This is a genomic window from Roseibium sp. (assembly GCF_965232425.1).
Lineage (GTDB): Bacteria > Pseudomonadota > Alphaproteobacteria > Rhizobiales > Stappiaceae > Roseibium.
Genome location: NZ_OZ246971.1, coordinates 5,923,016 through 5,946,077, shown reverse-complemented (window position 1 = coordinate 5,946,077; position 23,062 = coordinate 5,923,016). Strand labels below are relative to the sequence as shown.

General features: G+C 61.0%; 23 protein-coding genes. 13 read left to right on the top strand and 10 right to left on the bottom strand.

The window, feature by feature from the left end; genetic code table 11:
- Positions 1–72: 72 nt before the first annotated feature.
- The 4 genes from ACO08A_RS27155 (at position 73) to dusA (ending at position 4,275) form a co-directional block, all read left to right on the top strand.
- Complete coding sequence (locus ACO08A_RS27155) at positions 73–525, top strand: TRAP transporter small permease subunit (RefSeq protein WP_422038968.1); 453 nt, start codon at positions 73–75, stop codon at positions 523–525.
- Positions 522–2,078 carry a TRAP transporter large permease gene (locus ACO08A_RS27150; protein WP_422038967.1) on the top strand — a complete coding sequence of 519 codons (1,557 nt, stop codon included), beginning with the start codon at positions 522–524 and terminating at the stop codon, positions 2,076–2,078. Before ACO08A_RS27155 ends, ACO08A_RS27150 begins: the two co-directional genes overlap by 4 nt.
- 16 nt (positions 2,079–2,094) lie before the next feature.
- Positions 2,095–3,159, top strand: a complete 1,065-nt coding sequence (locus tag ACO08A_RS27145) for a TRAP transporter substrate-binding protein (RefSeq protein ID WP_422038966.1) — start codon at positions 2,095–2,097, stop codon at positions 3,157–3,159.
- Between the two features lie 96 nt (positions 3,160–3,255).
- Positions 3,256–4,275: a tRNA dihydrouridine(20/20a) synthase DusA gene (dusA, locus tag ACO08A_RS27140; RefSeq protein ID WP_422038965.1), complete on the top strand. Its 1,020-nt coding sequence runs from the start codon at positions 3,256–3,258 to the stop codon at positions 4,273–4,275.
- 12 nt (positions 4,276–4,287) lie between these two features.
- Here the strand turns inward: dusA and ACO08A_RS27135 are convergent, their stop codons facing one another.
- The 4 genes from ACO08A_RS27135 to ACO08A_RS27120 form a co-directional block, all read right to left on the bottom strand.
- On the bottom strand, positions 4,288–5,004 hold the full coding sequence (locus tag ACO08A_RS27135) for a retropepsin-like aspartic protease family protein (protein ID WP_422038964.1): 717 nt from the start codon (positions 5,002–5,004) through the stop codon (positions 4,288–4,290).
- Complete coding sequence (locus tag ACO08A_RS27130) at positions 5,004–5,183, bottom strand: DUF1289 domain-containing protein (protein WP_422038963.1); 180 nt, start codon at positions 5,181–5,183, stop codon at positions 5,004–5,006. The genes ACO08A_RS27135 and ACO08A_RS27130 overlap by 1 nt, the downstream gene beginning before the upstream one ends.
- Before the next feature lie 71 nt (positions 5,184–5,254).
- Entirely contained in the window at positions 5,255–6,379 is a 1,125-nt protein-coding gene (locus tag ACO08A_RS27125; RefSeq protein ID WP_422038962.1) for an alpha/beta hydrolase, read from the bottom strand.
- 91 nt (positions 6,380–6,470) lie between these two features.
- Positions 6,471–7,343 (bottom strand): adenosylcobinamide-GDP ribazoletransferase, encoded by an 873-nt coding sequence (locus tag ACO08A_RS27120; protein ID WP_422038961.1) that lies wholly within the window; start codon positions 7,341–7,343, stop codon positions 6,471–6,473.
- Positions 7,344–7,448: 105 nt separating this feature from the next.
- On the opposite strand from ACO08A_RS27120, the gene cobT reads away from it, so the two are divergent.
- Positions 7,449–8,471, top strand: a complete 1,023-nt coding sequence (cobT, locus tag ACO08A_RS27115; RefSeq protein ID WP_422038960.1) for a nicotinate-nucleotide--dimethylbenzimidazole phosphoribosyltransferase — start codon at positions 7,449–7,451, stop codon at positions 8,469–8,471.
- Positions 8,472–8,473: 2 nt separating this feature from the next.
- Here cobT and ACO08A_RS27110 read toward each other — a convergent pair whose 3' ends face one another.
- A complete protein-coding gene (locus ACO08A_RS27110; protein ID WP_422038959.1) occupies positions 8,474–10,024 on the bottom strand; it encodes a sensor histidine kinase in 1,551 nt (516 codons plus the stop codon).
- Positions 10,025–10,155: 131 nt separating this feature from the next.
- On the opposite strand from ACO08A_RS27110, the gene ACO08A_RS27105 reads away from it, so the two are divergent.
- A complete protein-coding gene (locus ACO08A_RS27105) occupies positions 10,156–10,794 on the top strand; it encodes a uracil-DNA glycosylase family protein (RefSeq protein ID WP_422038957.1) in 639 nt (212 codons plus the stop codon).
- Between the two features lie 161 nt (positions 10,795–10,955).
- Positions 10,956–11,441, top strand: a complete 486-nt coding sequence (locus tag ACO08A_RS27100) for an Lrp/AsnC family transcriptional regulator (protein ID WP_422041823.1) — start codon at positions 10,956–10,958, stop codon at positions 11,439–11,441.
- 73 nt (positions 11,442–11,514) lie between these two features.
- Here ACO08A_RS27100 and ACO08A_RS27095 read toward each other — a convergent pair whose 3' ends face one another.
- Positions 11,515–12,159 carry a TetR/AcrR family transcriptional regulator gene (locus tag ACO08A_RS27095; protein WP_422038956.1) on the bottom strand — a complete coding sequence of 215 codons (645 nt, stop codon included), beginning with the start codon at positions 12,157–12,159 and terminating at the stop codon, positions 11,515–11,517.
- 163 nt (positions 12,160–12,322) lie between these two features.
- Here ACO08A_RS27095 and ACO08A_RS27090 point away from each other — a divergent pair, with 163 nt between their 5' ends.
- The 3 genes from ACO08A_RS27090 (at position 12,323) to ACO08A_RS27080 (ending at position 16,818) form a co-directional block, all read left to right on the top strand.
- Positions 12,323–14,362: an FAD-dependent oxidoreductase gene (locus tag ACO08A_RS27090; protein ID WP_422038955.1), complete on the top strand. Its 2,040-nt coding sequence runs from the start codon at positions 12,323–12,325 to the stop codon at positions 14,360–14,362.
- A 142-nt stretch (positions 14,363–14,504) separates the two neighbouring features.
- The gene (locus tag ACO08A_RS27085; RefSeq protein WP_422038954.1) at positions 14,505–15,740 is read left to right on the top strand and encodes an aromatic ring-hydroxylating oxygenase subunit alpha; all 1,236 of its coding nucleotides are present in this window, start codon (positions 14,505–14,507) and stop codon (positions 15,738–15,740) included.
- Between the two features lie 4 nt (positions 15,741–15,744).
- The gene (locus ACO08A_RS27080) at positions 15,745–16,818 is read left to right on the top strand and encodes a 2Fe-2S iron-sulfur cluster-binding protein (RefSeq protein ID WP_422038953.1); all 1,074 of its coding nucleotides are present in this window, start codon (positions 15,745–15,747) and stop codon (positions 16,816–16,818) included.
- Positions 16,819–16,824: 6 nt separating this feature from the next.
- On the opposite strand, the gene ACO08A_RS27075 is transcribed toward ACO08A_RS27080, so the two are convergent.
- Together ACO08A_RS27075 and ACO08A_RS27070 are read right to left on the bottom strand one after the other, a co-directional pair.
- On the bottom strand, positions 16,825–17,523 hold the full coding sequence (locus ACO08A_RS27075; RefSeq protein WP_422038952.1) for a DNA alkylation repair protein: 699 nt from the start codon (positions 17,521–17,523) through the stop codon (positions 16,825–16,827).
- Positions 17,524–17,705: 182 nt separating this feature from the next.
- Positions 17,706–17,858, bottom strand: coding sequence for a hypothetical protein (locus ACO08A_RS27070; RefSeq protein ID WP_306143596.1), 153 nt, complete (start codon positions 17,856–17,858; stop codon positions 17,706–17,708).
- A 98-nt stretch (positions 17,859–17,956) separates the two neighbouring features.
- Here ACO08A_RS27070 and ACO08A_RS27065 point away from each other — a divergent pair, with 98 nt between their 5' ends.
- From ACO08A_RS27065 to ACO08A_RS27055, 3 genes are read left to right on the top strand one after another with little or no spacing between them, the layout of a single operon-like run.
- A complete protein-coding gene (locus ACO08A_RS27065; RefSeq protein ID WP_422038950.1) occupies positions 17,957–18,865 on the top strand; it encodes a LysR substrate-binding domain-containing protein in 909 nt (302 codons plus the stop codon).
- 30 nt (positions 18,866–18,895) lie between these two features.
- Positions 18,896–19,747, top strand: coding sequence for a glutaredoxin 3 (grxC, locus tag ACO08A_RS27060; protein WP_422038949.1), 852 nt, complete (start codon positions 18,896–18,898; stop codon positions 19,745–19,747).
- 49 nt (positions 19,748–19,796) lie between these two features.
- The gene (locus ACO08A_RS27055; RefSeq protein WP_422038948.1) at positions 19,797–20,369 is read left to right on the top strand and encodes a hypothetical protein; all 573 of its coding nucleotides are present in this window, start codon (positions 19,797–19,799) and stop codon (positions 20,367–20,369) included.
- Between the two features lie 40 nt (positions 20,370–20,409).
- Here the strand turns inward: ACO08A_RS27055 and ACO08A_RS27050 are convergent, their stop codons facing one another.
- Positions 20,410–21,390 carry a hypothetical protein gene (locus ACO08A_RS27050; RefSeq protein ID WP_422038947.1) on the bottom strand — a complete coding sequence of 327 codons (981 nt, stop codon included), beginning with the start codon at positions 21,388–21,390 and terminating at the stop codon, positions 20,410–20,412.
- A 162-nt stretch (positions 21,391–21,552) separates the two neighbouring features.
- Positions 21,553–22,974, bottom strand: a complete 1,422-nt coding sequence (locus ACO08A_RS27045) for an amidase (RefSeq protein WP_422038945.1) — start codon at positions 22,972–22,974, stop codon at positions 21,553–21,555.
- Positions 22,975–23,062 lie beyond the last annotated feature (88 nt).

Below are 23,062 nucleotides of genomic sequence, written 5' to 3'. Positions count from 1 at the left end.
GCAACACGGAAGCTGCTCCACACGCGGCATTTGGCAGGATGGATACATTTGATAAGAGTGGTGTTTTCGGGCGTGAGACGGATCTGCATGCTGCTTGCGGTGATCGTCTTTCTGGGCCAGCTTTCCATGGTCCTGATGCGCTACCTTCTGGGTTTCGGCTTTCTGGAAATTCAGGATGCGGTCAACTATGCGTTCGCCTCGCTGGTGGCTCTTTCCGTCGCCGTGTCGTTCGAGGCGGACAAGCATGTCCGTGTCGACGTTATCCGGCAAAGACTCACCGAGGCGGCCAATCGGCGGATCGACTGGCTGGGTGACATGGCCCTGGCCCTGCCGGTCTTCCTCATCATGCTCTGGATGGCCTATCCTCTAGTGCGCAGCTCCTGGGCAATCTTCGAAGGATCGCCTGAAACCGGTGGATTGCCGGGGCTTTTCCTCGTCAAGACCTGCCTTTTGATCCTGCCGGCACTGGTGGCCTGGCTGACCGTTTCACGGGTCATCGGGTTCTTTCGGCGGAAGGCGTCATGAGCATCGAAATCGCCTGGCTGCTCGTGATGGCGCTCACCGTCTTCGCCTGCATTCTCTCCGGTGTCCCCGTGCTGCTGGCCATTGCGGGCGCGCCGACGCTTGTTGCGCTCCTGGCCGCATCCTTCGGCGACTTCGACCTTGTTTTCTTCCAGGCCGTTCCGCAGCGGATTTTCGGCATCATGACGAACCCGCTGCTGCTGGCGGTGCCCCTGTTCGTGCTGATGGGACTTCTGCTGGAAAAATCGCAGCAGGCGGAGCGGATGCTCAAGAGCCTGAGTGCGGCGCTGGGCGGTAACCAGTCGGCGCTGGCGCTTTCCGTCGTTCTGGTCAGCGCCCTGATCGCCGCGTCCACCGGTATCATCGGCGCGACCATCGTCATGCTGGGATCGATCATGCTTCCGGCCCTCCTGAAAGCCGGCGTCGACAGGCACATGAGCAGCGGACTGATCTGTGCAAGCGGCACGCTGGGGCAGATCATACCGCCCTCGATCGTGCTGATCCTGCTGGGTGACCAGATCTCCAACGCCTACTTTGAGGCCCAGCAGGAAGCCGGAAACTTCGCGCCCGACCCGGTCACCGTCGGCGATCTTTTCGCCGGAGCCCTGCTTCCTGGGCTCCTGCTTGTTGCGCTCTATGCCGGTTACGTCGTGTTCCGCCTGAGCCGCAGCGACAAGGAAACAGGGCAGAAAGCGGACCGGGAGACCGTCACCGCCGGACAGCTGACTGGCGCCATTGCGCCGACGCTCGGCCTGATCGTCGCCGTCCTCGGCAGCATCCTGATCGGCGTTGCAACGCCGACGGAAGCGGCGAGTGTGGGTGTTGCCGGCGCGTTGCTGATTGCTTCGGCGGGGCAGGGCCGGGCCATTGCCCGCCCGGCGCTCTTCTGCGCTCTTCTGGCTGTTGCGCTGTTCGCGCTCCGTCAGGCCGGCATTCTCGGCCTCGACTTTGCCGACGGACGCATCAGCTGGACGCTGAAATCCGCGATCTCCGTTGGCGTGACCGCTGCCGCGCTGGGCCTGATGCTTGCCGTGTCCGCGTCGCTCCTGCGAAATGGCGTGCTCGCATCCGCGCTGCGCGAGACCGTCACGATCACCGGAATGATCTTCGGCATCGTGATGGCCGCCAGCATTTTGTCGCTGGTCTTCCGTGGATTCGACGGCGATGAGCATGTTGCCGAACTGCTCCAGTCACTGCCCGGCGGCGCTTACGGCATGTTGCTGTTGACCATGCTGGTGATCTTTCTGCTCGGATTCATCCTGGAATTCGTCGAGATCATCTTCATCGTGGTGCCGATTGTCGGGCCGATCATTCTGCAGACGGATATCAGCCCGGTCTGGTTTGCGGTCCTGATCGCGCTGAACCTGCAGACGTCTTTCCTGACGCCGCCTTTCGGGTTTGCGCTTTTCTATTTCCGCTCGGTTGCGCCGGCCGAGATTCGAACGTCGCAAATCTATGTCGCCGTGATACCATTCGTGGCAATCCAGCTCGCGGCACTCGGCCTTGTTGCAATCTTCCCCGCTCTTGCGACATGGTTGCCCGGAGTTTTGTTTTGATGAGAGGAGTCTGGTGATGAAAAGACGGGAATTTCTGAAAGCCGGTGCGGTCGCCGCACCCGCCGCCATGCTGGCGGCACCGGCCGTTGCCCAGGGCAAGGTCGAGTGGAAACTTCCCACATCCTTTCCCGCAAAAGCCCCGGGTGTCGGCACGAATGTGACTTCGTTTGCCGAGCGCGTCGCGGCCATGTCCGACGGCCAGCTGACGCTCAAGGTGTTCTCCGGCGGCGAACTCGTGCCGCCGTTTGGCGTGGAAGACGCCGTGGAACAGGGAACGGCGGAAATCGGCCACTCGACGCCTTACTACGCGGCCTCAAAGAACTCTGCGCTCCACTTCTTCTCCGCCGTGCCTTTCGGCATGACGGCGGTGGAGACGACCGCGTGGCTCCGATACGGCGGCGGTCAGGATCTCTGGGACGGGATCTATGCAGAACGCGGCCTGAAGCCGTTCTATTCCGGAAATTCCGGGGTGCAGTCCGCCGGCTGGTTCAAGAAACCGATCGAAAGCCTCAACGACCTTGCCGGACTGAACATGCGTATTGCCGGGCTCGGCGGCGAGGCCATGCGCAAGCTCGGCGTCAACGCGGTCCTGTTGCCGCCGCCGGAAATCTTCCCGTCCTTCCAGTCCGGCGCGATCGATGCCGCGGAATGGGTAGGGCCGATGCTCGACATGGCGTTCGGACTGCAGAAGGTTGCAAAATACTGCTACGTGCCCGCCTTCCACGAGCCGTCAGCGGCGCTGGAGATTGTTGTCAACAAGGCGGCTTACGAAAGCCTGCCGGCCCATCTCCAGGCGGTGATCGCCAACGCGGCCGAGGCAACCTCGGTCGAGACGGCGGCCCAGTTCGACTATTTCAACGCGGTCGCGATGCAGAAGCTCAAGGCCGACGGCGTCACCTTCGGCGCATTCCCCGCCGACGTGATTGCGGCCCTGAAGACCGCTGTCGGCGAAGTCATGTCCGAGAACGCAGCCGCCAATCCGGCCTTCGCGGAAGTCCAGAAGAGCTATGACGCGTTCCTGGACCTCGCCAGGGACTACGCCATCGAAGTCAAGGCCGCGACGTTTACCCAGCGCGTCTAGGCGATTGATGCGGCGGCGGTGCCATGCATCGCCGCCGGATCGGTCATGCAAACCGGACCTTTGCGTCAAAGAGACTCTGATGATATGGAGGCGCCCATGACGACATCCGACCGCCTCTATACCGGCCACAAGCCGCGCTTTGCCGTTGCCCCCATGATGGAGTGGACGGACCGGCATTGCCGCGCGTTTCACCGGCAGCTGTCGCGGCATGCGTTGCTCTATACCGAGATGGTCACGACCGGCGCGGTCATTCACGGCGACCGGGAGCATCTGCTCGGGTTCTCAGACCTGGAGCATCCGATCGCCTGCCAGCTTGGTGGCTCGGACCCGAAGGACATGGCGGCCTCTGCGAGGATCGCCGCGGATTTCGGCTATGACGAGGTCAACATCAATGTCGGCTGTCCGTCCGACCGCGTGCAATCGGGACGTTTCGGCGCCTGCCTGATGCAGGAACCCGAACTTGTTGCCGCCTGCGTTTCCTCCATGAAGGATGAAGTCGATATCCCGGTAACGGTGAAGTGCCGCATCGGCGTTGACGACCAGGACCCGGAAGAAGCGCTGGATCGGATGGTGGATGCGGTTTTTGCTGCCGGTGCGGATGCTCTCTGGGTACATGCGCGCAAGGCCTGGCTGAAGGGCTTGAGCCCGAAGGAAAACCGGGACATTCCACCGCTCGACTACGACCGTGTCTTGCGGCTCAAGCACCGCTTTCCGAAGAAGTTCATCGGCCTGAACGGCGGCTTGCAGAGCCTGGACGAGGCTGAGCCCTTTCTTGAGACGCTGGACGGGCTGATGTTCGGACGTGCGGCCTATCACACGCCGCAGATCCTGGGAGAGGTCGACCGCAGGCTCTATGGCGCATCGGCGCGGGACGTGTCTCCCTGGGCGGCCGTGCGGGCGCATATGGGCTACCTGGAAGGACAGCTTTCAAAAGGCGTCAAGCTGGCGCACATGACGCGCCACATGCTCGGTCTCTTTCACGGGCGTCCCGGTGCACGAAGCTGGCGGCGGATCCTGACAGTGGAGGCCATCCGGCCCGGTGTCGGGCTGGAGGTTGTCGAAAAGGCGCTGGCCGCGGTCAGCCCCTTATCTCACTCTGCGGAAGCAGCAGAATAATGCTGTAGAAGATCACGGATTCATGATCAGGCGATCACCCTCGATGCGCCAGCTTCTGAGCTTGTCCAGCGCGGTGAGACCGAACAGGCTGCCGTTCAAGGCCCCGTCACGCGCCACGAAGCCGCGAATGTTGCGCAGGCTGTGATCGCCGACCGTGATTGTCTCGATGAGGATGGGGGCGACCATCGCCCGCCCGTTGGCGGTGGAGACGGGCACGGTGAAGGAAAGCCCGTCCGGATCGAAGCCGGCACGACGGGCATCCTCATAGGTCAGCACAACGGCGCTGGCGCCGGTATCGAGCAGGAAATGCGTCCGCGTCCCGTTGACCCGGCCATCAAGCACGAAATGCCCGGTTGCATCCCGGACGATCAGGATCGACCCGTCGGGCTGCGTGACGGCGAGCCCTGGCGCAAGGGCACCAAGCACGCGGTAACCGGCCTGGACGAGATCGGTCCGGTACGTGTAACCGACGACGAGAAGGGCGCACAGACCGCCCCAGAAAAGCGTGCCCTGCACGATTTCCCGGATTTTCGGCTGACCGAAGATGAAGCTTGCCAGGAAGACGAAGGCGAGCGCGGACAACGCGACGATCCGCGGTCCGCTGTCGTCGAAGTTGATGTTTTCCGGATCGGTGGGGTCGCCAAAGAAGTAATAGAACCCTGCCGCGAACATGATGACGACCAGTGCGGCGACGACGAAGCCCCTGATCTGCCTCGGTTTGTTGCTCATCACTCGGCGCCTTCTTGCCCCTCGGCGGCGCGGCGTCCGGGCAGGTCGGCCATGATTTCGGCGCGCCGTTCTTCGCTGTAACCGGCCCAGCCGGCGATTTCGTCAAGCGAACGCGAACATCCGGCACACAATCCTGTGGACTGGTCAATCTGGCAGAATCTTATACATGGCGAGTTCATGATGCCGATATGGCCACAGATTATGGCTTTGCCAAGTCATAAAAACGTCGGTCCAAGCCGCGGATGCGTCGTCAGCGGAGTCCGCCGGGATTGAACGGTGCCGTGATGATGTTGACCGGAAGGGCAACCGTGTTGCCGACGAAAGTGCCGAGACTGTCACCCAGCGTGGCGCCGCGCGAGGCGTCAGTCGACGATCTCAGGCCCGATTGCCCGAGCGTCTCTCGAAATTCCGGACTGAGCTGCGCAAGCTGCGCGAACTTGGAGTGATTGGCCGAATCGAGTGAATCCAGCTCCGTCACGTCGATCACGATCGCCCCGAGTTCGGCAAGCTCCTCGTCGTTGGAATAAGCGCCGACGCGCTCCTTGCCGCCGGCAATCGCCCTTGACAGCCGCAGGGCGCGGTCGTCTCGTGAAACCACGACGACATAGGGATTGGTCGGTCTGCCGAGTTTCCTGAGCTGCGCCTTGAAGAGATCGATGTCGATGTCCGGCGCGGCCAGGATTACCACCTTGATCTTGCCCTGCAGCACCCGGCGCTGCTCCGGTGAGGACTGGACGGCCGTCTCCATGAGCAGCCAGTTGCCCATGGAGTGCGCGAGAATGGTGATGTTGTCCGCATTCGTCTTGGCAAGCAGCAGCATGGTTTCTGCAAGCGATTGCCGCGCGACTGCGGCACTGTTCAGATCGTAAACATAATCCTGAAGTTTCCCGCGCGACGCCCAGGTGAAAAGCACGGGCACACCGTCAATGTCGCCGTCGTGGACGACCTGGACAAAACGATAGAGCGCTTCGGGAAACAGCGTGTTGTATCCGTGTATGAACAGGAAAATGTCGCGTTTTCCGCGTGGCATCTTCGCCAGACGGTTGTTGATCTGGCGAATGAAGGTGCTCTGGTCCTCAATGTAGCCGGCATCCCGGGCGACGAATTCGGTCTCCGGGTTGCCCGGAAGGCTCTCGGGCCATTCGATCTGGCTGACCTCGTGGTTCGGCGGAACGGAGATTGTGGCATGGGCGTAGCTGACCCCTTCGCCGCGCTCTCCGTTGAAATACGTGTCGGGACGGCTGTCGCGCTCACGCGTCGTGACGACCATGATGTCGTGGGATTTTGCGCCCTGGGCGGGGACTTCGGTCAGCGCCAGCGCGCCGAATTCCGGGCGGCTTCCGCATCCGGCCAGTACGACAAGCAGAGCCAACACCAAAACGGATCTTAGGGCATGAGCCCAAGCGCCTGCCAAATCATCGTGAATTTCGTCAATCATCGCGTGTCGCCGCCCACCTAACACCTGCTCAAGGCACCATAAGCATCCCGACAAGGAATCCAAGCCCGCAGATTTGCTGAATGGCGCCGAGAACGTCACCGGTTACGCCACCGATCTTTGCCTGAGCAACGTGCCCGACGGCAAACCCCATGCCTATTGCGATTACAAGGCCCAGGAAAAGAGCTGTGGGGGACAGCAGAAGCGCGGCGGGAATGAGAAAGGGAAGCGTCAGCAGCGCGGCTTTGCGCGCTGTGCCAGCATCCGGCTTGCCAAATCTGGCCGCAAGGCCTTCCGGGCGCGCCAGCGGTCGTTGAGACCATTGCCACACGAGGACCGCGCGGCTGAGGACTTCCGTGCCGAGGAACAGCAGTGCTGCATCTGCCGGGCTGAATTTTTGCCACAGAACCGCCAGCAGGGAGATGCGCAGGACAACGCTCAGGACGAGGGCGAGAGCGCCGAAAGCGCCGATGCGGCTGTCCTTCATGATCTCCAGCCTGCGGGAGGGCGTTGTTCCGCCGAAGAAGCCGTCGGCGACATCGCTGAGGCCGTCTTCGTGCAGGGCCCCGGTCGTTGTGCACAACGCTGCGAGGACAAGCGTGGCGACCGCGATATCGGGCAGGGCGGTGTAACCGAGCACCGTTCCAAGACCGGCGGCGGGAAGGGCGACGACAAGGCCTGCCAGCGGCGCCGCGCCGGCGATTTGCGGAAAATGCGGTGCCGCCGCCGGATTGTCGGCACCATTCACTTTCGGCAGGGGAAGGCGGGAAAAAAAACGGACGCACGCGGCCGTGTCGGCTGCGAGCATTGCCAGCGAACCAGTCGGTTTCGAACGTGCGGCCGCGGACCCGTTCTGACCGTGTTTTTCCCGAGAATCTGAGGATTGGTCGGTTTCCGAGCTCATCAGGCCGGTCCTGTGCTTGAGTTTTTCCAACGCGCCGTTATAGATCAGCCGCCAGAGAGGACCAAGTATCGGGACTCCCATAAAAACCAGACCGGGAAAAACACCATGTCCCTATCCGAGACCGCGCTTCCGTTCGATGATATCCGCAACCTCGTCAAGTCGATGCCGGGTCCGGACGAGGAGGCGTTGCAGAAGGTCAGGGACAGGGACAGTCAGCTGACGAAACCTGCCGGTTCTCTCGGACGTCTGGAAGAAATCGCGGAATGGCTGGCCGCCTGGTCCGGAAACGCGCCGCCGAAGGTCACTCGGCCGATGGTCGCGATCTTTGCGTCCGCGCACGGGGTCGCCGACGAAGGCGTGTCGGCGTTTCCAAGTGCCGTTAACAAGCAGATGGTTGAAAACTTCGCGGCCGGCGGAGCCGCCATCAACCAGCTCTGCCGGGTCAACGATATCGGCCTGAAGGTATTCGATCTCGCGGTTGACATGCCGACGCCGAGCATCACCCGCGAAGACGCCATGGACGAGGCCAACTGCGCCGCGACCATGGCCTACGGCATGGAAGCGCTGGCCGGGGGGATTGATCTGATCTGCCTCGGTGAAATGGGGATCGGCAACACCACGGTCGCAGCGGCCGTCTTTCATGGTCTGTTCGGAGGGGAGGCCTCCGATTGGATCGGCCGCGGAACCGGTGTCGATGACGACGGTCTTGCCCGCAAGCGCGAGGCCGTTGAGAAAGCGGTGGCCAGGCTGAACGGCGAGACCGATCCGCTTGAGATCCTCAGAAAGGTCGGCGGCCGTGAAATAGCGGCCATGGCGGGCCTCATCATCGCCGCGCGCCTGCAGCGTGTTCCCGTCATCGTCGACGGCTTTGTCACCACGGCCGCTGCGGCAGTGGTCTACGCGATGAACCCCGCCGGGCTCGATCATTGCCTGTTCGCACACGTCTCCGCGGAGCATGCGCACGGACGCGTGCTTGAGAGGCTCGGCAAGGACGCCTTGTTCGATTTCGGAATGCGGCTGGGCGAAGGCTCTGGCGCGGCGCTCGCAGCCGGCGTGGTCAAGGCCGCGTCCGAAATGCATTCCGGCATGGCGACGTTTGCTGACGCGGGTGTTTCCGGAAAGTCCTGACTTCAGGCGCTGCGGGCGGTTTTGTTTTGCTGCGCCGCTGCAACGGCCGGGGAATGGTTCGTCTCCGCCGCATAGTTCATGTTTCGCGACGGCGGCAGTGATACGATCACTTCCGTGCCCTGGCCCAACTTGGACTTTATGCTGAACTTGCCGTCATGCATGCTGACGAGTGCCTGGACAATGGAAAGACCGAGACCGGTTCCCTGTTCGGCACTCTTGATCGCATGCGACCCCTGACCGAAGGCTTCGAGCACCGTTGGAATTTCCTCCTCGGGAATGCCCGGACCATTGTCGCGAATGGAAACATACTGTCCGCCATCTGACGTCGGTCCCAGATTTACCCGGACTTCACCCCCGACAGGCGTGAACTTCACGGCATTCGACATCAGATTGAGAATGACCTGCCGCACGGCACGCTCATCGGCCCAGACACGCGGCAGATCCGCCTGGTGCGCATGATGAAGCGCGATCGACTTCGCCTTTGCACGGACCTTCATCATCGTCCCGCATTCGGCGACCACGTCGTGCAGGTAGATGCTTTCCTCGTGCAACTCGTGACGGCCGGCCTCGATCCGTGAAAGGTCCAGTATCTCGTTGATGAGGTTGAGAAGATGTTCGCCCGACCCGTGAATGTCTTCCGCGTAGGACCGGTAGTTCTTGTTGGTCATGGGACCCAGAACCTCGTCCTTCATGATTTCGGAAAACCCGAGAATGGCGTTGAGCGGCGTTCTCAGCTCGTGGCTCATCGTCGCCAGGAACCGGGATTTCGCCAGATTGGCGGCTTCGGCACGCCGGCGTGCTTCGTCGGAAACGGAATTCGCGGTTTCGAGTTCGGCGATCAGGTGATCCTTGTCCGCACGGTATTCCAGCATCGTGTTGGCGTTTTTCAGGAGCTGGTTGCCCAGGATCAGGAAGAAGCCCTGCGCTCCGATGGCCATGGCCGCGAGCGTGTAGTGAACGGCGCTGGACTGCTGCAGGAAACTGAAGGTCACGACGAACGTGATCGGCAACGTACTTGCCAGTAGGCATTTCGGCAGATTGGCCGACTGCATCGTGTTCATCGCGATGACGATCAGCAGCGTCGCAAAGTGGAAGATGACCAGGCCTTCTCCGGACCCGATCCGTTCCGGCATCAGGAAGAACATCGCCCAGCTGCATCCGTAGATCAGGTCGCCGGCCGTGAACCGGCGGCGCCAGACAACCCGCACTTTCTGGTCCGAAGGCGCTTTTTCATAGGAGTGGCTGATCACGACCATCAGGAAGTGCGTGCAGATGGTGACGAGGAACCAGGCGCCCATGAACTGCGGACTGACCCAGAGCGAGGAGATCGCCGCAACGATCAGCGCAAGCAGCGGCGCGGCAAACGCCGCGTTGATGCGCGTATCGGCAAAAAGGTGCTGGCGCTCGTGCTCAAAGGTCGATTGGCGGTTTTCAGGCGCGCCAAGGCGGCTGCGGATATCACGCACCGAGCGTGCAAGCTCGCGCCGCCGCTCGGCGCGCCGCCTGTTGATCGCGATTGTGTCGCCAATTGTATCTGACGCTTGGGACTTCATGGGACGCCGGAAAATGTTGATATCGTTATTGTGATGCTGCGTGTTTATGCACTCTGACTCATCATTCCTTAAGATCGTCCTCAGGATCGTGGTAAGCATTGCGTTAACCGGCTGTATCAGGGTGCAACTCTTTGTCCTTTCAACATAATTCCTCATCGCTCAACGACCTTGCCACGCGTATTCGTGCCTGCCGGAAATGCAGCGACGATCCGCTCGGAGAGGCCCTGCCGCACGAGCCGAGGCCTGTCCTGCAGGTGTCGTCGAACGCGCGGCTTTGCATCAGCGGGCAGGCACCCGGCACGCGGGTGCACAAAAGCGGCCGGCCGTTCACCGATCCCTCCGGCGACCGGCTCAGAAATTGGATGGGAATTGACGAGGACGTCTTCTACGACGCCGAACGGCTCGCGATCGTGCCGATGGGGTTCTGCTTTCCGGGCCTTGACGACAAGGGCGGGGATCTTCCGCCGCGCAAGGAATGCCGCGACATCTGGCATGATGCCCTGTTTGCCGAAATGCCGAAATTGGAATTGATCCTGGTGATCGGACAATATGCGCAGGCGTATCATCTCGGCGCGATGCGTAAGAAAAGCCTCACGGAAACTGTTGGTTCCTGGCAGGACTATTTCACCGCTGCGGTTGCCGGCGGAAAGCCGAAGGTATTGCCGCTGCCGCACCCGTCATGGCGCAACAACGCCTGGCTCAGAAAGAACCCGTGGTTCGAAGCAGATCTTCTGCCCGTTCTCAGGGCGGAAGTGGTACGGCTGATCTAGCCTTTTCGGCGAGGTTGAGGATAATTTGCTCCGATCGGCGAAGTTTGACATGCTGCAAGAAAAATTCCATACGTCAACATGCCTGTCTCTGGATTCATTTCCTTCAGGCTGATATGTCCGTGTTGAACGTCGCGTGCCTGGAATTGGAACTCACCGCCATGATTGATCGCATCGATCGCCGCATTCTGTCGATACTTCAGGAAGACTGCACCGTTCCGGTTGCCGAAATCGGCCGGCGTGTCGGCCTGTCGACGACGCCATGCTGGCGCCGGATCCAGAAAATGGAGGAAGACGGGGTCATCACCGGACGCGTGGCCATCCTGGATCCGACCAAGGTGAACGCCAAGGTGACTGCCTTCGTTGCGATCACGACAAGCCAGCATTCGGAAGACTGGCTGAAAAAATTCGCCGACGTGATCCAGGAATTTCCCGAAGTGGTCGAGTTCTACCGCATGGCGGGGCAGGTCGACTATCTTCTGCGGGTTGCCGTGCCGGATATCGAAGCCTACGACACCTTCTATAAAAAGCTGATCGCAAAAATAGAGATCTCGGATGTGTCGACGACCTTTGCGATGGAGCAGATCAAGAACACGACGGCTCTGCCATTGTCCTACGTCGTTCCGGAAAAAGTCCGGGGAGACGCTTAGCCTTCATGATCCCACGTCTTTTCGCAGTCCTGCTGCGGCCAGCACGTGCAACGCTGTCTCGTAGCCGGGAGTCTCAAGCGCTGTTGAGGGGATGCCGCGCGAAAAAACGGGCGGCCTCGGCATCGGTCACCGGCTGTCCGGCAAAGATTTCCGCATAGGTGCGCATGCGTTCGAGGCGCGGAGCCAGCGGGTCCGATGGCCCGTCCTTCTTCATGGAAATATAGCCGATCTGGGTCTGATAGACCGTGTTTGCCCGCACGTTTGCGTGGAGGGCTTCGAAGCCGAAGCGCTCGAACATGGACTGCAGCGCCGCGACCCGGATCAGATCGGCCTCTTCCAGCATCCCGGCGAGCCGCATGTCGGAATGGGCCCAGTTCCGGACGGCAAATTCAAGTCTTGAATCGAACAGATCCGGCATGAGCCACAGATCGAATACGTTCAGGATGGCCTCGGTGATGGTCTCTGCATAGGCCTCGGTTCGCCGGATCAGATTGCCGGTGTTTTTCGATTGCCAGAGCTCGATCAGTGCGTCGAGCAGATCCTTGCGATCCGAAAAGTGACCATAGAAACTCGTTCGGGACAGGCCCATGCGTTCCGCCAGCGGCATGACCTTGACCGCATCAATGCCGCTGTCCAGCAAGGCGCTGTATGCTGCCTGGATCCAGAGCTCGCGTGTTCCGCGCCATCCGCTGGTTTTTTCGATCAGGGGTTCGGTCATGGAGGCTCGTTAGCAGTTGGTTTCCGGCCGAACAAGCCAAATTGACATGCATGTCATTAAAAACGACATAAATGTCGTTTTTGCGGCTTTTCACCTTGCAGCCCTCCGCAATAAGCTCGCCACTGACCGGGCAGGCCGGCCGGATGCGAATTGAGGGAAGCGCATGTCAAGGGATCCACTGCTGCAGCCTTATCAGCTCAAGCACCTGACGCTGAAAAACAGGATCATGATCACGTCACATGAGCCGGCCTATCCCGAGGACGGCATGCCCAAGGAGCGCTACCGGGCCTATCACGAGACCCGGGCAAGGGCAGGGGTCGCACTGACGATGACGGCGGGTTCGGCTGCCGTGTCGCGCAATTCGCCGCCCGCCTTCAACAACATCCTCGCTTACCGCGACGAAGTCGTGCCGTGGATCCGGCAATTGACCGATGCCTGCCACGACCACGGCTGCGCCGTCATGATCCAGCTCACCCATCTGGGCCGCCGGACCGGCTGGAACAAGGGCGACTGGCTGCCGTCCGTTTCCTCGACCATGGCCCAGGAACCGGCGCACAGGTTTTTCCCGAAACTAGTCGAGGACTGGGATATCGCGCGCATCATCCAGGACTATGCCGACGCTGCGGAGCGCATGAAGGAAGGCGGCATGGACGGCGTCGAACTGGAAGCCTACGGCCACTTGATGGACCAGTTCTGGTCGCCGGCGACAAACCAGCTTGACGGTCCTTACGGCGGCAGGACGCTTGAGAACCGGATGCGGTTTTCCCTTGAGGTCATAGATGCCATCCGGCAACGGGTCGGGGAGGAGTTCATTCTTGGAATTCGCTTTACGGCCGACGAGGCGATGACGGGGGGCATAACCGCCGAGGAAGGGCTGGAAATCGCGCGGCGCCTGAAAGCGACCGGTCAAATCGATTTCCTCAACGTGATCCGCGGCCATATCGACACCGACGCCGCGCTGACGGACGTCATCCCGGTGCAGGGCATGCGCAACGCGCCGCATCTCGACTTCGCCGGAAGGGTGCGGCGGGAAATCGGCCTGCCGACATTCCACGCGGCCAAAATCCCCGACGTTGCAACGGCACGTCACGCGATCGCCGAGGGATTGCTGGACATGGTCGGCATGACGCGCGCGCACATGGCCGATCCCCTGATCGTCCGGAAGATCTCGGAAAAGCGGGAAGAGGATATCAGGCCCTGTGTCGGTGCGACCTACTGCCTTGACCGGATCTACCAGGGGGGTGAAGCTCTGTGCATTCACAATCCCGCCACGGGCCGCGAGCTGACGATGCCGCACGAGATAACGCCGGCAAGCGAAACCAAAAAGGTGGTTGTTGTCGGGGCAGGCCCCGCCGGCATGGAGGCGGCCCGCGTTGCATCGGAACGCGGCCACGATGTTGTCGTCTTCGAGGCAGCACCCGATGCGGGCGGACAGGTGCGGCTGACGGCCCAGTCCGAGAGGCGGCGCGAGATGATATCGATCATCGACTGGCGCATGCAGCAATGCCTTGCCAGAAATGTGAGATTCAACTTCAATACATACGCAGAAGAGTCTGACGTTACGTCAGAATCGCCGGATACTGTTATTGTCGCGACAGGTGGTCTGCCCCATACCGATGTGCTGTCCGAGGGCAACGATCTGGTCGTCTCCGCCTGGGATATCATTGCCGGGGATGTCAAACCGGGCCGGCAGGTTCTCGTGTTCGACGACGCAGGGGATCATGCAGCTCTGCAGGCGGCCGAAATGATCGCCGAGACCGGCGCGCATGTCGAGATCATGACGCCGGATCGTTCTTTCTCGCCGGAAGTCATGGGAATGAACCTGGTGCCCTACATGCGCGCGCTCCAGGACAAGGATGTCCGCTTCACGGTCACCTATCGCCTGAAAGCCGCCAAACGCGCGGGCAACAGGATCACGGCGGTTATCGGAACGGACTATTCCAGCCATACCGAGACGCGCGACTTCGACCAGATCGTCGTCAACCACGCAACGGTTCCGCTGGACGAGCTCTATTTCGGCCTCAAGCCACGGTCGAAAAACCTCGGCGCCGTGAACCAGGAAGCGCTGATTTTTGGCCGTCCCCAGCCGCTTGAGGCCAATCCCGATGGGGATTTTGCCCTGTTCCGGATTGGGGATGCGGTGTCCGCCAGGAACACACATGCCGCGATCTACGACGCTTTGAGGCTGGTGAAAGACATCTGACTTCGCCTGGCTGCGGAATTTTTGGGCAGCGTCTCACTTGAATAAGCGGATGCCGTTTTTGAGCTATGGCGGAGGATTGGTCCGGGACTAGTTTTTCGCAGCATCAACGCCCGGTGGCAGCGAACACATCAGGATCACACACATGTACAGCGACGCGGACATTCTATCGCTCTTGATGAGCCGGCGGCCCGGCTATTCACTGCCGCAGCCGTTCTATACAGACAGCGACGTGTTTCAGGCCGATCTCGCCCACATCTGGCAGAAAGACTGGGTTTTCGCGATCTGTTCCGCAGAACTCCCGAAATCCGGAAACTTCGTCACGCTGCAGATCGGCGCGTACTCCGTCATTGTCGTGCGCGGTGCTGACGGGGTCATCCGGGCCTTCCACAATTCGTGCCGCCACCGCGGCAGCCGCATCTGTTCCGCGGCCAGGGGATCGGCGCCCAAGCTGGTGTGTCCCTACCATCAGTGGACCTATGAACTTGACGGCAAGCTCCTTTGGGCACGTGAGATGGGAGCCGACTTCAAGCCCGGGGATCACGGGCTGAAGACGGTTCACTGCATTGATGTGTCCGGCATGGTCTTCATCTGTCTTGCCGAGACCGCACCCGACGCATCCGGCCTGCAACGTCAGGCCGAACGTTATCTCGGGCCCCACGACCTTGGCAATCTGAAGGTCGCGCACCAGTCGACGATCATCGAGAAAGGCAACTGGAAGCTCGTATTGGAGAACAACCGGGAATGCTATCACTGTTCCGGCTCCCATCCTTCGCTGTGCCGGACGTTCCCCGACGATCCGAACCTTGTCGGGGCCGATGATGCGTCCACCTCAAACGTCGGCAAGCAGCACGTCGAGCGCTGCGAGAACGCAGGACTGCCCGCGAAATACGTGATCTCGCCGAACGAGCAGTGGCGCTTCGTGCGCATTCCGTTCCTGGGGGAAGCCGTCAGCTACACCATGGACGGCAAGGCGGCCGTGTCGAAGCGGATCGGAACCGTTCCCTTCGACAATGCCGGAACGTGCCTGTTCTTCAACTATCCGAACACATGGAACCATTTCCTGTCGGATCAGGTTCTCACCTTCCGTGTACTGCCGATCGGGCCGATGGAATCCGAAGTGACCACCACGTGGCTGGTTCACAAGGATGCGCAGGAAGGTGTCGACTACGATCTGGAGCGGCTGACCGAGGTCTGGACCCATACCAATGACGAGGACCGCCGGATCGTCGAGGAAAACCAGATCGGCATCTGTTCGCCGGCCTATGAGCCCGGGCCGTATTCACCGGTGCAGGAAAGCGGCGTCATCCAGTTCGTCGACTGGTATGCGGCGCATCTTGAAACGTCCCTTCTCGGACGCTTCCGTGTCGCGGCGGAGTAAGCCCATGATACCGATGCCGGGACGCGACACGCCTGTCTGGTCCGACAGCGAATTGCTGGAATGCGTGATGGTGGTGCCCGAAGCACCCGATGTGAAAACCTTCTCATTCCGTCCACCGTCCGGGGCGACGTTTGTCTACCGGGCAGGGCAGTTCATCACGCTGGATCTGCCGCTGCCCGGCGGCAATGTGCAGAGAACCTACACGCTGTCGTCTTCTCCGGTTTCCAACGCTTATGTTTCGGTGACCGTCAAGGCCCAGCCTGGGAGCCAGGGATCGCGCTGGCTTCTGGACAACCTGAAGCCGGGCATGCGCCTGAAAGCGTTCGGTCCTGCCGGGCTCTTTCATCTGCCGCCGAGCCCGGACGGCAAGTTCCTGTTCATCTCGGCAGGCTCAGGCGTCACGCCGATGATGTCGATGGCCCAGACGCTTTTTGAACGGGGCGAGGACCCGGACATCTGTTTCATCCAGTGCGCCAGACGTCCGGCGGATCTGATCTTCCGTCAGAAACTGGAATACATGGCGAGCCGGGTGACCGGGCTGCAACTGCATTTCGTCGTCAAGCAGAGCGATCCCTACGAGGTCTGGACCGGCTATCGCGGGCATTTCAACCAGCTGATGCTCGGTCTGATGTGCAACGATTACCTGGAGCGCGATGTCTATTGCTGCGGTCCGGAAGGATTCATGGATGCTGTCAGGGAGATCCTGAACGCGCTCGGGTACGATATGGACCGCTACCATCAGGAGAGTTTCCAGGCACCTGCCGAAACCAAGGCGGAACTGACCGAGTTTGACGATGTCGTCCCGCAGGAAGACACCAAGGCGCAGATCGTTTTCGCCGATTCGGGTGTCTCTGCCTGGTGCACCGAGACCGATACAGTGCTTGCGGTTGCCAAGGATGCCGGCCTCAACATTCCGTCCGGATGCACGTTCGGCGTTTGCGGGACCTGCAAGGTCCGGAAGCTGAACGGCGAAGTGCACATGGTCCATTCCGGCGGGATCAGTGAAGATGACATAGAGGCAGGATACATCCTCGCGTGCTGTTCCAACCCGATCGGCACCGTCGAAGTCGAGGTTTGAGCGGGATTATCCGATTCCGAGGCGCTCACGCACTTTTGGCAAGGACAGCTCCTTGACGGTTTCACGGCCGATCCTGCGCGCGGTCCGGTCGTCGGATCGGGCCAGTTCTTCGCCCAGGTTCAACGCCGGACCATGGAGGGACGCCGAGCGTTTGCCGATCTGCCTCAACGCCCAATGCACCGCCTTCCAGACGAAATTGCGGTCGTCCGTGGCGGCCGCGCGGATGAAGCCGAAGCAGTCCAGAAACGCCTGATCCGGAGCGGTTTTCGCGTGGACGGCGCGCCAGGCGATCAGCGCAAATCCGGCCCGCTTCACGAACGCGCGCTCGCTCGCCACAAGCTCCGCAACGAGCGCGCCTGAATCCGGGCGCCGGGCGTAGACATTGGTGAGCTGGTCGCAGAGATCCCAGGACTGGATGTCGTCAAGCCAGCGCTGCATCAGCGCTGCCGTCATAGCCTTCGGAGGCGTGATCAGTATCGCGAGCAGCCGGGCCTCGTGAAACCCGGAAGCCCAAAGATCGCTTGCAAGGTCCGGCGACTTTTCGAGCTTCCTTGAAAAAGGGCGCAGAACGGAAAGCGGCACACCGAAGGCTCTGGAAGCATCGATGCCGAACCGCGCCATGCCCTGCCGGTTTTCCTCTGTTCCGAGATCGGCAAGGTGTTGAAGGACCGCTTGCACTGTCCATTCCGAAGGCGCTTGGCGCATGGGTTCCCCTTGCAAAGACTTGATTTCAGGCGTCGTCGAACCCGGGCAGCATAAGTCAGTTTCAGCAGCAAACGGAAGGCACTGCGTGGGCAAGGGCATCCGGTGTGATCCAAAAAAAAGCAGGGTCCGGCATTTGTGCCGGACCCTGTCTTGTCGAGACCGTCGATGAAGGCTCGCGGGGATCACACCCAATAGGGCCGGCGCCACCAGACACGGGCGGCCTGTTCTTCCCTGTTCCGTTCCTCGGCCAGACGGCGCTTGGTGCGCGGGTCCATCGTTTCAGCGCGCGAAGACCGGGTTGCTTCCAGAAGGCTGCGTGCATAAATATCTAACATTGACTTACACTCCTCGGTTGGCGTCTGATGAGAATATGGCTCTGACGTGGGAGAAACGCGAGTCAGGAAGAATTTTGATATGTAAGGAAAAGTTACATATGGATTGGCGTGCACTGCCTCCGCTGAACAGTCTCAAGGTGTTTGCCGTCGTGGCCGAGACAAAAAGCCTTTCCGCCGCCGGACGGGAGCTCAATGTCACCCATGCGGCTGTCAGTCAGCAGATCCGAAGCCTCGAGAGTTTCATGGGACTGAAACTGATCGTGCGGGAAGGCCGGGGTGTCGCGCTGACCCTGGAAGGTGAACAATTGTTCGGCGGACTGAAGGGCGGTTTCGAAGCCATCCGCGACACCGTCGATGCGCTCCTCAAGGACGACCAGGCGAGGCCGTTGAACATCACCATGACGCCGACATTCGCGGTCAGCTGGCTGATGCCGCGGATCAACGATTTCCGGCTGAAGCACCCGGACATCGAGTTGATGCTCAACCCGACGGCCGAAGTCATTGAACTGACCCCCGGCGGCACCGACATGGCGATCCGCTTCGGCAGGGGCGATTGGCCAGGTCTCGATTCTGAACTGCTTTTGCCGACGAACTTCGCCGTTGTCGGAGCACGTTGCCTGATCGGCGACAGGGCGATCGACAGCCCCGAGGACATTCTGGATTTTCCTTGGCTGCAGGAATACGGCACCAACGAACTGGCCATCTGGATGGAGAACCAGGGCGTCGTACCCTGTGAGAAGCTCAACGTCACCCATCTGCCGGGCTACATGCTGCTTGAAGGCCTCAGGCGCGGCGAGGGCGTGTCGGCGACTGCCAAGGCGTTTATCAAGCCGGACATCGACGCAGGCAGCCTGCAGGTGCTTTTCGAGGATGAAGAAGACCCGGGAACCGGCTATCACATGCTGACACGGCAGGGTGTCAAGCGCCCGCCCTTGAAGAAGCTGATGACATGGCTGCGCACCATGATCGCCGAAGACACGAAAAGATCTGAGATCTATTGTGCCTAGCCGCCAGAAACCGCCGGGAGAACCGCACGCATGACAAGCACGCAAAACACCACCAATCCGCTTGTCCTTCCCGATGACCTGCCACGGCCGGTCGATGATGGCGGAGCTGATCATCTGAAGGGCATGAAAGTGTCCTCTGTCGGTCTGCGGGCGACGACGGGAGACCGGGTGGATCTTTCGAAGGTGCCGGGCAGGGTGGTCGTCTACGCCTATCCGATGACCGGTGTTCCCGGCGTCGAGTTGCCGCCCGGCTGGAACGATATTCCCGGCGCGCGCGGCTGCACCCCGCAGACGCTGTCGTTTCAGGCGGAGAAGGACGTCTTCGCTGCCTTTGGAGTCAGCGTTTTCGGCTTGAGCACGCAGACCGCAGATTATCAGAAGGAACTCTCCGACCGCCTGGATCTGTCTTTCCCGGTCCTGAGCGATGCCGATTTCGAGTTCTCGGACGCCATGCGCCTGCCGACCATGGTGGTCGAGGGGATGCGGCTGATCAAGCGGCTGACCCTCATTCTCAAGGATGGCGTGGTCGAGCATGTTTTCTATCCGGTCTTTCCACCGAACAGGTCCGCTGCCGAAGTGATCGGCTGGCTTCAGGACAACATGGCCGGGGGGCACGGTTCCGGCGTCCTGATCTACACGACACCCGATTGCCCCCATTGCCGGGCTGCCAAGGCGCTCCTGAGAAAGAAGGGGGTCTCATTCGCGGAAGTCGACGTGGACCGTGACGCGGAGGCGGCGCATGTCATGGTCGCGCGCAGCAATGGCCGACGCACGGTCCCGCAGATTTTCATCGGCGCGAGCCATATCGGCGGCAGCGATGACCTTGCCGCGCTGGAGAAAGACGGACGGCTGGACGCACTGCTTGCGGGAAAGCCGGTGTAGCGCGTAAGTGGTATCGGGCTTCGGACGCGCAGAACCCGGGGGCCGCGAAATGCAGACAAAGAGAGAGCCCAGGACCAGTACTTTGCGAACGGCAGGCACGGAAGATGAAACGGTTTACGTGACTTTGGGCCCCGAAGGCACCAATCATGATTTTGTGCTGCGCAATTATCTGCGCGAGCGCGGAAGCCGGGCGCGGGTCATCCACGCACCGGACGCGACCCGCATGCTGGAACATTGCGTCCGCGGCGATGCCACGCATTTGATGATTTGTGCCGCGCATCCGGCTGCCGCGGAAATTGTCGCGACGGCCCAGTGCACGCACGGTATCCTTTTGACCGACACCTTCATTGCGACGAGCCAGCCTCTCGCAATCCTTACCCGCTCCGCTGTCGAGCATCCCCGGACCATTGCGCTCCATCCGGCAACCCGTTCTTACACATCGTTCGAAGAGTTCGACGAGGTGATCGAGGTGACCTCGACCGTCGCCGCCTTGGAGGGATTGTTGCAAGGCCACTGGGACAGTGCCCTCACTTTGCGCCGCTATGCTGATGCCGGGGATGTGAAGATGGTCCGTCCCATCGATGCGGCGCGGGATGCCTGGCTGGTTCTTTCGCGTGGCTGAAAAGGCCCCAGGCCGCCCTCGGGCACATCCAAGACCGGTTTCACTTGCAGATAGGCAGTTCCAGGGGTGGCCGTTTCGGCAGGGAGCGCCGCCATTCATTGATGATCGGTTGCAGTTTTCTCTTCGGCCAGAACTTCGGCGTACCGATTGCTTTCAGACAACTGGCGTTCCAGTAGAGCCCCGCGTTGGCCAGCGACGTGCGTTTCCTGACCGCATTCGCCACCGCGTTGATGTCACGTCCCTCGGGATAGATATAGAGCGTGGTCGGATTTCCCTCGACAAGCGACAGGATCTCTCGTGATTCGGATGGCGACCAAGTGGTGCAGCCATTGCTGCGCCCGCCGGTGTAATTCACCAGCTTGCCGTACGGGACATAGCCATCCTTGTCCGCATGAGGGCTCTTCGGGTTCTTGAAACGGCATTGCCATTTCAGGAAAACCGCGGGGTGGCCGCCGATGGCCCGTTCCCGGGCATTTGCGGTATCGCCTTCGCCGTCAAACAACAGGAATGTCCGGTGAAAGGCTCTCCGTTTGCCGGACTGGCGATGGTACCCTTTGAAGGACGTTCTCGTCTCGGCCGTAACGTAAGCGCCACCCGCCGTGAGTTTCGACCCCTCTGCATTGCTGAAATTCCTGGCGCATTGACGCCCGTTCGAGAAATTCGCGCGCTTCAGTTTTCGCCCGTTGCCGTAGCCGGACGAAACAGCCCGGAAAAACTTGCGTTGCTCGCAAATGACATAAAACCGGCGCCCTGGCTTTCCATTGCGCGCCGTGCTCGGACGCGTTGCGTCCTTGGCGAGATAACAGGGGTTTCTGACTTTGCCCTGGCGACGCTTTCGCTCATAGAGCGCACGCGCCCTTTGAAGGACAACCGGTGCAATTTGTCCCTCGGCCGTGCCGACATGTTTTTGCAGCCAGCCGGGAATTCTTGAAGTCTGCTGCGCCGCATCGGCAGGCGGCACACCCGATATGGCGGCAGCGAGCAGAACGGCGAGGGTCAGGTGAGGCCAGGCAAACGGCAAGATCGGTCCTCCTGCAAATCGCGTGTCGTTGATACTACACGCAATTCGCCGGTTTCACTTGCGCAAAGCGACGGAAATCGCGTCTTGCGTCCAGAGAGCGGTGCAAAACATGCCGCAAGGTTAGAGTATCTGCCGTAGTCGACAGGCACGCATCGTCCTTGGTCAGGACGTGTCCCGCGCGAACAGTTTTTCGGCCATGACGCCCACGCGTGTTTCCACCGCCTCGAGTGCATCGAGAATCAGGTCCTCCCGGAAGCGTTTTCCGGCGACCTGCACCGCGACCGGCATGCCGTCGTACATGGAGGGAGACACGATACCAGCGGGCAAACCCATGTAGTTCATGGCAAATGACCAGATCCCGCAGCCGAGCACGTCCATGATGCCGTCCTTGCCCTCCGCATCCCTGTTCCAGGCATAGGTCGGAGACGGCAGGAAGGGGCACAACACGAGGGGATACCGCTCAAACAGGAGATTCCACTGGCGTATGAAGTGGGAACGCCTTGCCATCTGCTGCAGAAGTTCGTCGTCCCTGAAGGGGGGGAACAATTCGAAATACTCGTCGAACATCCGGTTGATTTCGGAACTGCCGTGTTCGCGGACATCCTTCAACATCAGCACGTTGACCTCGCCCATCAAGGCGCGGTAGCCCGTTTCGCCGATTTCGCTGATGTCGGGCGTCTCGATCTCGATGACCTCGTATCCGGCATCGATCAGGCAGTCGCGCGCTGTTTCAAGGGCCTGGAGGATCGCAGGGTGCGCCTCGAACTGATAGGTGTTCGTGGTGAAGCCGACTTTGACCGCCTTTTCCGGAGCGGGTCCGTCAAACGGGACGGGGGCCTGCCAGGGATCGTGTGGGTCGTAGGCGATGGCAGACCTCATCGCGAGCCGCACATCGCGCACCTCCCGGCAAATCACCCCCTGGACGGACATCAGTTGCGCGAGCATGCCGCGCTCGGCCTTCTGAGAAGGGTTCCAGGCAGGCGTTCGGCCAAGTCCCGGTTTGACGGTAACCGCACCGGTGGCGGCGGCAGGAAAGCGCAGCGACCCTCCGATGTCGTTTCCGTGGGCGATCGGACCCATGCCGCTCATGACGGCGGCCGAAGCGCCCCCGGACGACCCGCCGGGTGAGGCCCAGTCATTCCACGGGTTCGAGGTGCGTCCATGCAATTCGTTGGTCGTGGTTGCGCGAAAGGAAAATTCCGGCGTATTCGTGCGGCCGATCACGATCGCACCGGCATTGGTCAGGTTTCGCACGAACGGCGCGTCATCCGGCGCGACAATGTCGGTGAAGGCCTTGACCCCGTTCGTGGTCGACTTGCCTTTCTGGTCGACATTGACCTTGATGGTCACCGGGACACCGTGCAGCGGTCCGACAGGACCGGATTTGTCATGAACGGTATCCAGATTGCGCGCGGTTTCGATCGCTTCGTCGCCCAGGTCGTCGACAACCGCATTCAGATGACCATTTTCCGCGCGCATGCGCGCAACGGTGCCGGCCACAACGGCTTCAGCCGTTGTTTCGCGCCTTGCGATCTGGTTGACGAGTTCGCTCGCGCTCAGCTGCCAGACTGGTTTTTCCGCCATGTATCAGGGCTCCTGCGTACGGCCGGTACCTGCATTCTTTTCCCAAAAAGCATTTGTACCACCTGTCGGTCTTAGAGCAGGCGGTTCC

Bases quoted from the DNA above. Each gene is read 5' to 3' on its own strand.
- ACO08A_RS27135 (WP_422038964.1), bottom strand. From the start codon at position 5,004: ATGAGCAACAAACCGAGGCAGATCAGGGGCTTCGTCGTCGCCGCACTG.
- dusA (WP_422038965.1), top strand. From the start codon at position 3,256: ATGACGACATCCGACCGCCTCTATACCGGCCACAAGCCGCGCTTTGCC.
- ACO08A_RS27070 (WP_306143596.1), bottom strand. From the start codon at position 17,858: ATGTTAGATATTTATGCACGCAGCCTTCTGGAAGCAACCCGGTCTTCG.
- grxC (WP_422038949.1), top strand. From the start codon at position 18,896: ATGACAAGCACGCAAAACACCACCAATCCGCTTGTCCTTCCCGATGAC.
- ACO08A_RS27055 (WP_422038948.1), top strand. From the start codon at position 19,797: ATGCAGACAAAGAGAGAGCCCAGGACCAGTACTTTGCGAACGGCAGGC.
- ACO08A_RS27095 (WP_422038956.1), bottom strand. From the start codon at position 12,159: ATGACCGAACCCCTGATCGAAAAAACCAGCGGATGGCGCGGAACACGC.
- ACO08A_RS27075 (WP_422038952.1), bottom strand. From the start codon at position 17,523: ATGCGCCAAGCGCCTTCGGAATGGACAGTGCAAGCGGTCCTTCAACAC.
- ACO08A_RS27045 (WP_422038945.1), bottom strand. From the start codon at position 22,974: ATGGCGGAAAAACCAGTCTGGCAGCTGAGCGCGAGCGAACTCGTCAAC.
- ACO08A_RS27065 (WP_422038950.1), top strand. From the start codon at position 17,957: ATGGATTGGCGTGCACTGCCTCCGCTGAACAGTCTCAAGGTGTTTGCC.
- ACO08A_RS27150 (WP_422038967.1), top strand. From the start codon at position 522: ATGAGCATCGAAATCGCCTGGCTGCTCGTGATGGCGCTCACCGTCTTC.
- ACO08A_RS27110 (WP_422038959.1), bottom strand. From the start codon at position 10,024: ATGAAGTCCCAAGCGTCAGATACAATTGGCGACACAATCGCGATCAAC.
- ACO08A_RS27080 (WP_422038953.1), top strand. From the start codon at position 15,745: ATGATACCGATGCCGGGACGCGACACGCCTGTCTGGTCCGACAGCGAA.
- ACO08A_RS27120 (WP_422038961.1), bottom strand. From the start codon at position 7,343: ATGAGCTCGGAAACCGACCAATCCTCAGATTCTCGGGAAAAACACGGT.
- cobT (WP_422038960.1), top strand. From the start codon at position 7,449: ATGTCCCTATCCGAGACCGCGCTTCCGTTCGATGATATCCGCAACCTC.
- ACO08A_RS27085 (WP_422038954.1), top strand. From the start codon at position 14,505: ATGTACAGCGACGCGGACATTCTATCGCTCTTGATGAGCCGGCGGCCC.
- ACO08A_RS27145 (WP_422038966.1), top strand. From the start codon at position 2,095: ATGAAAAGACGGGAATTTCTGAAAGCCGGTGCGGTCGCCGCACCCGCC.
- ACO08A_RS27090 (WP_422038955.1), top strand. From the start codon at position 12,323: ATGTCAAGGGATCCACTGCTGCAGCCTTATCAGCTCAAGCACCTGACG.
- ACO08A_RS27130 (WP_422038963.1), bottom strand. From the start codon at position 5,183: ATGAACTCGCCATGTATAAGATTCTGCCAGATTGACCAGTCCACAGGA.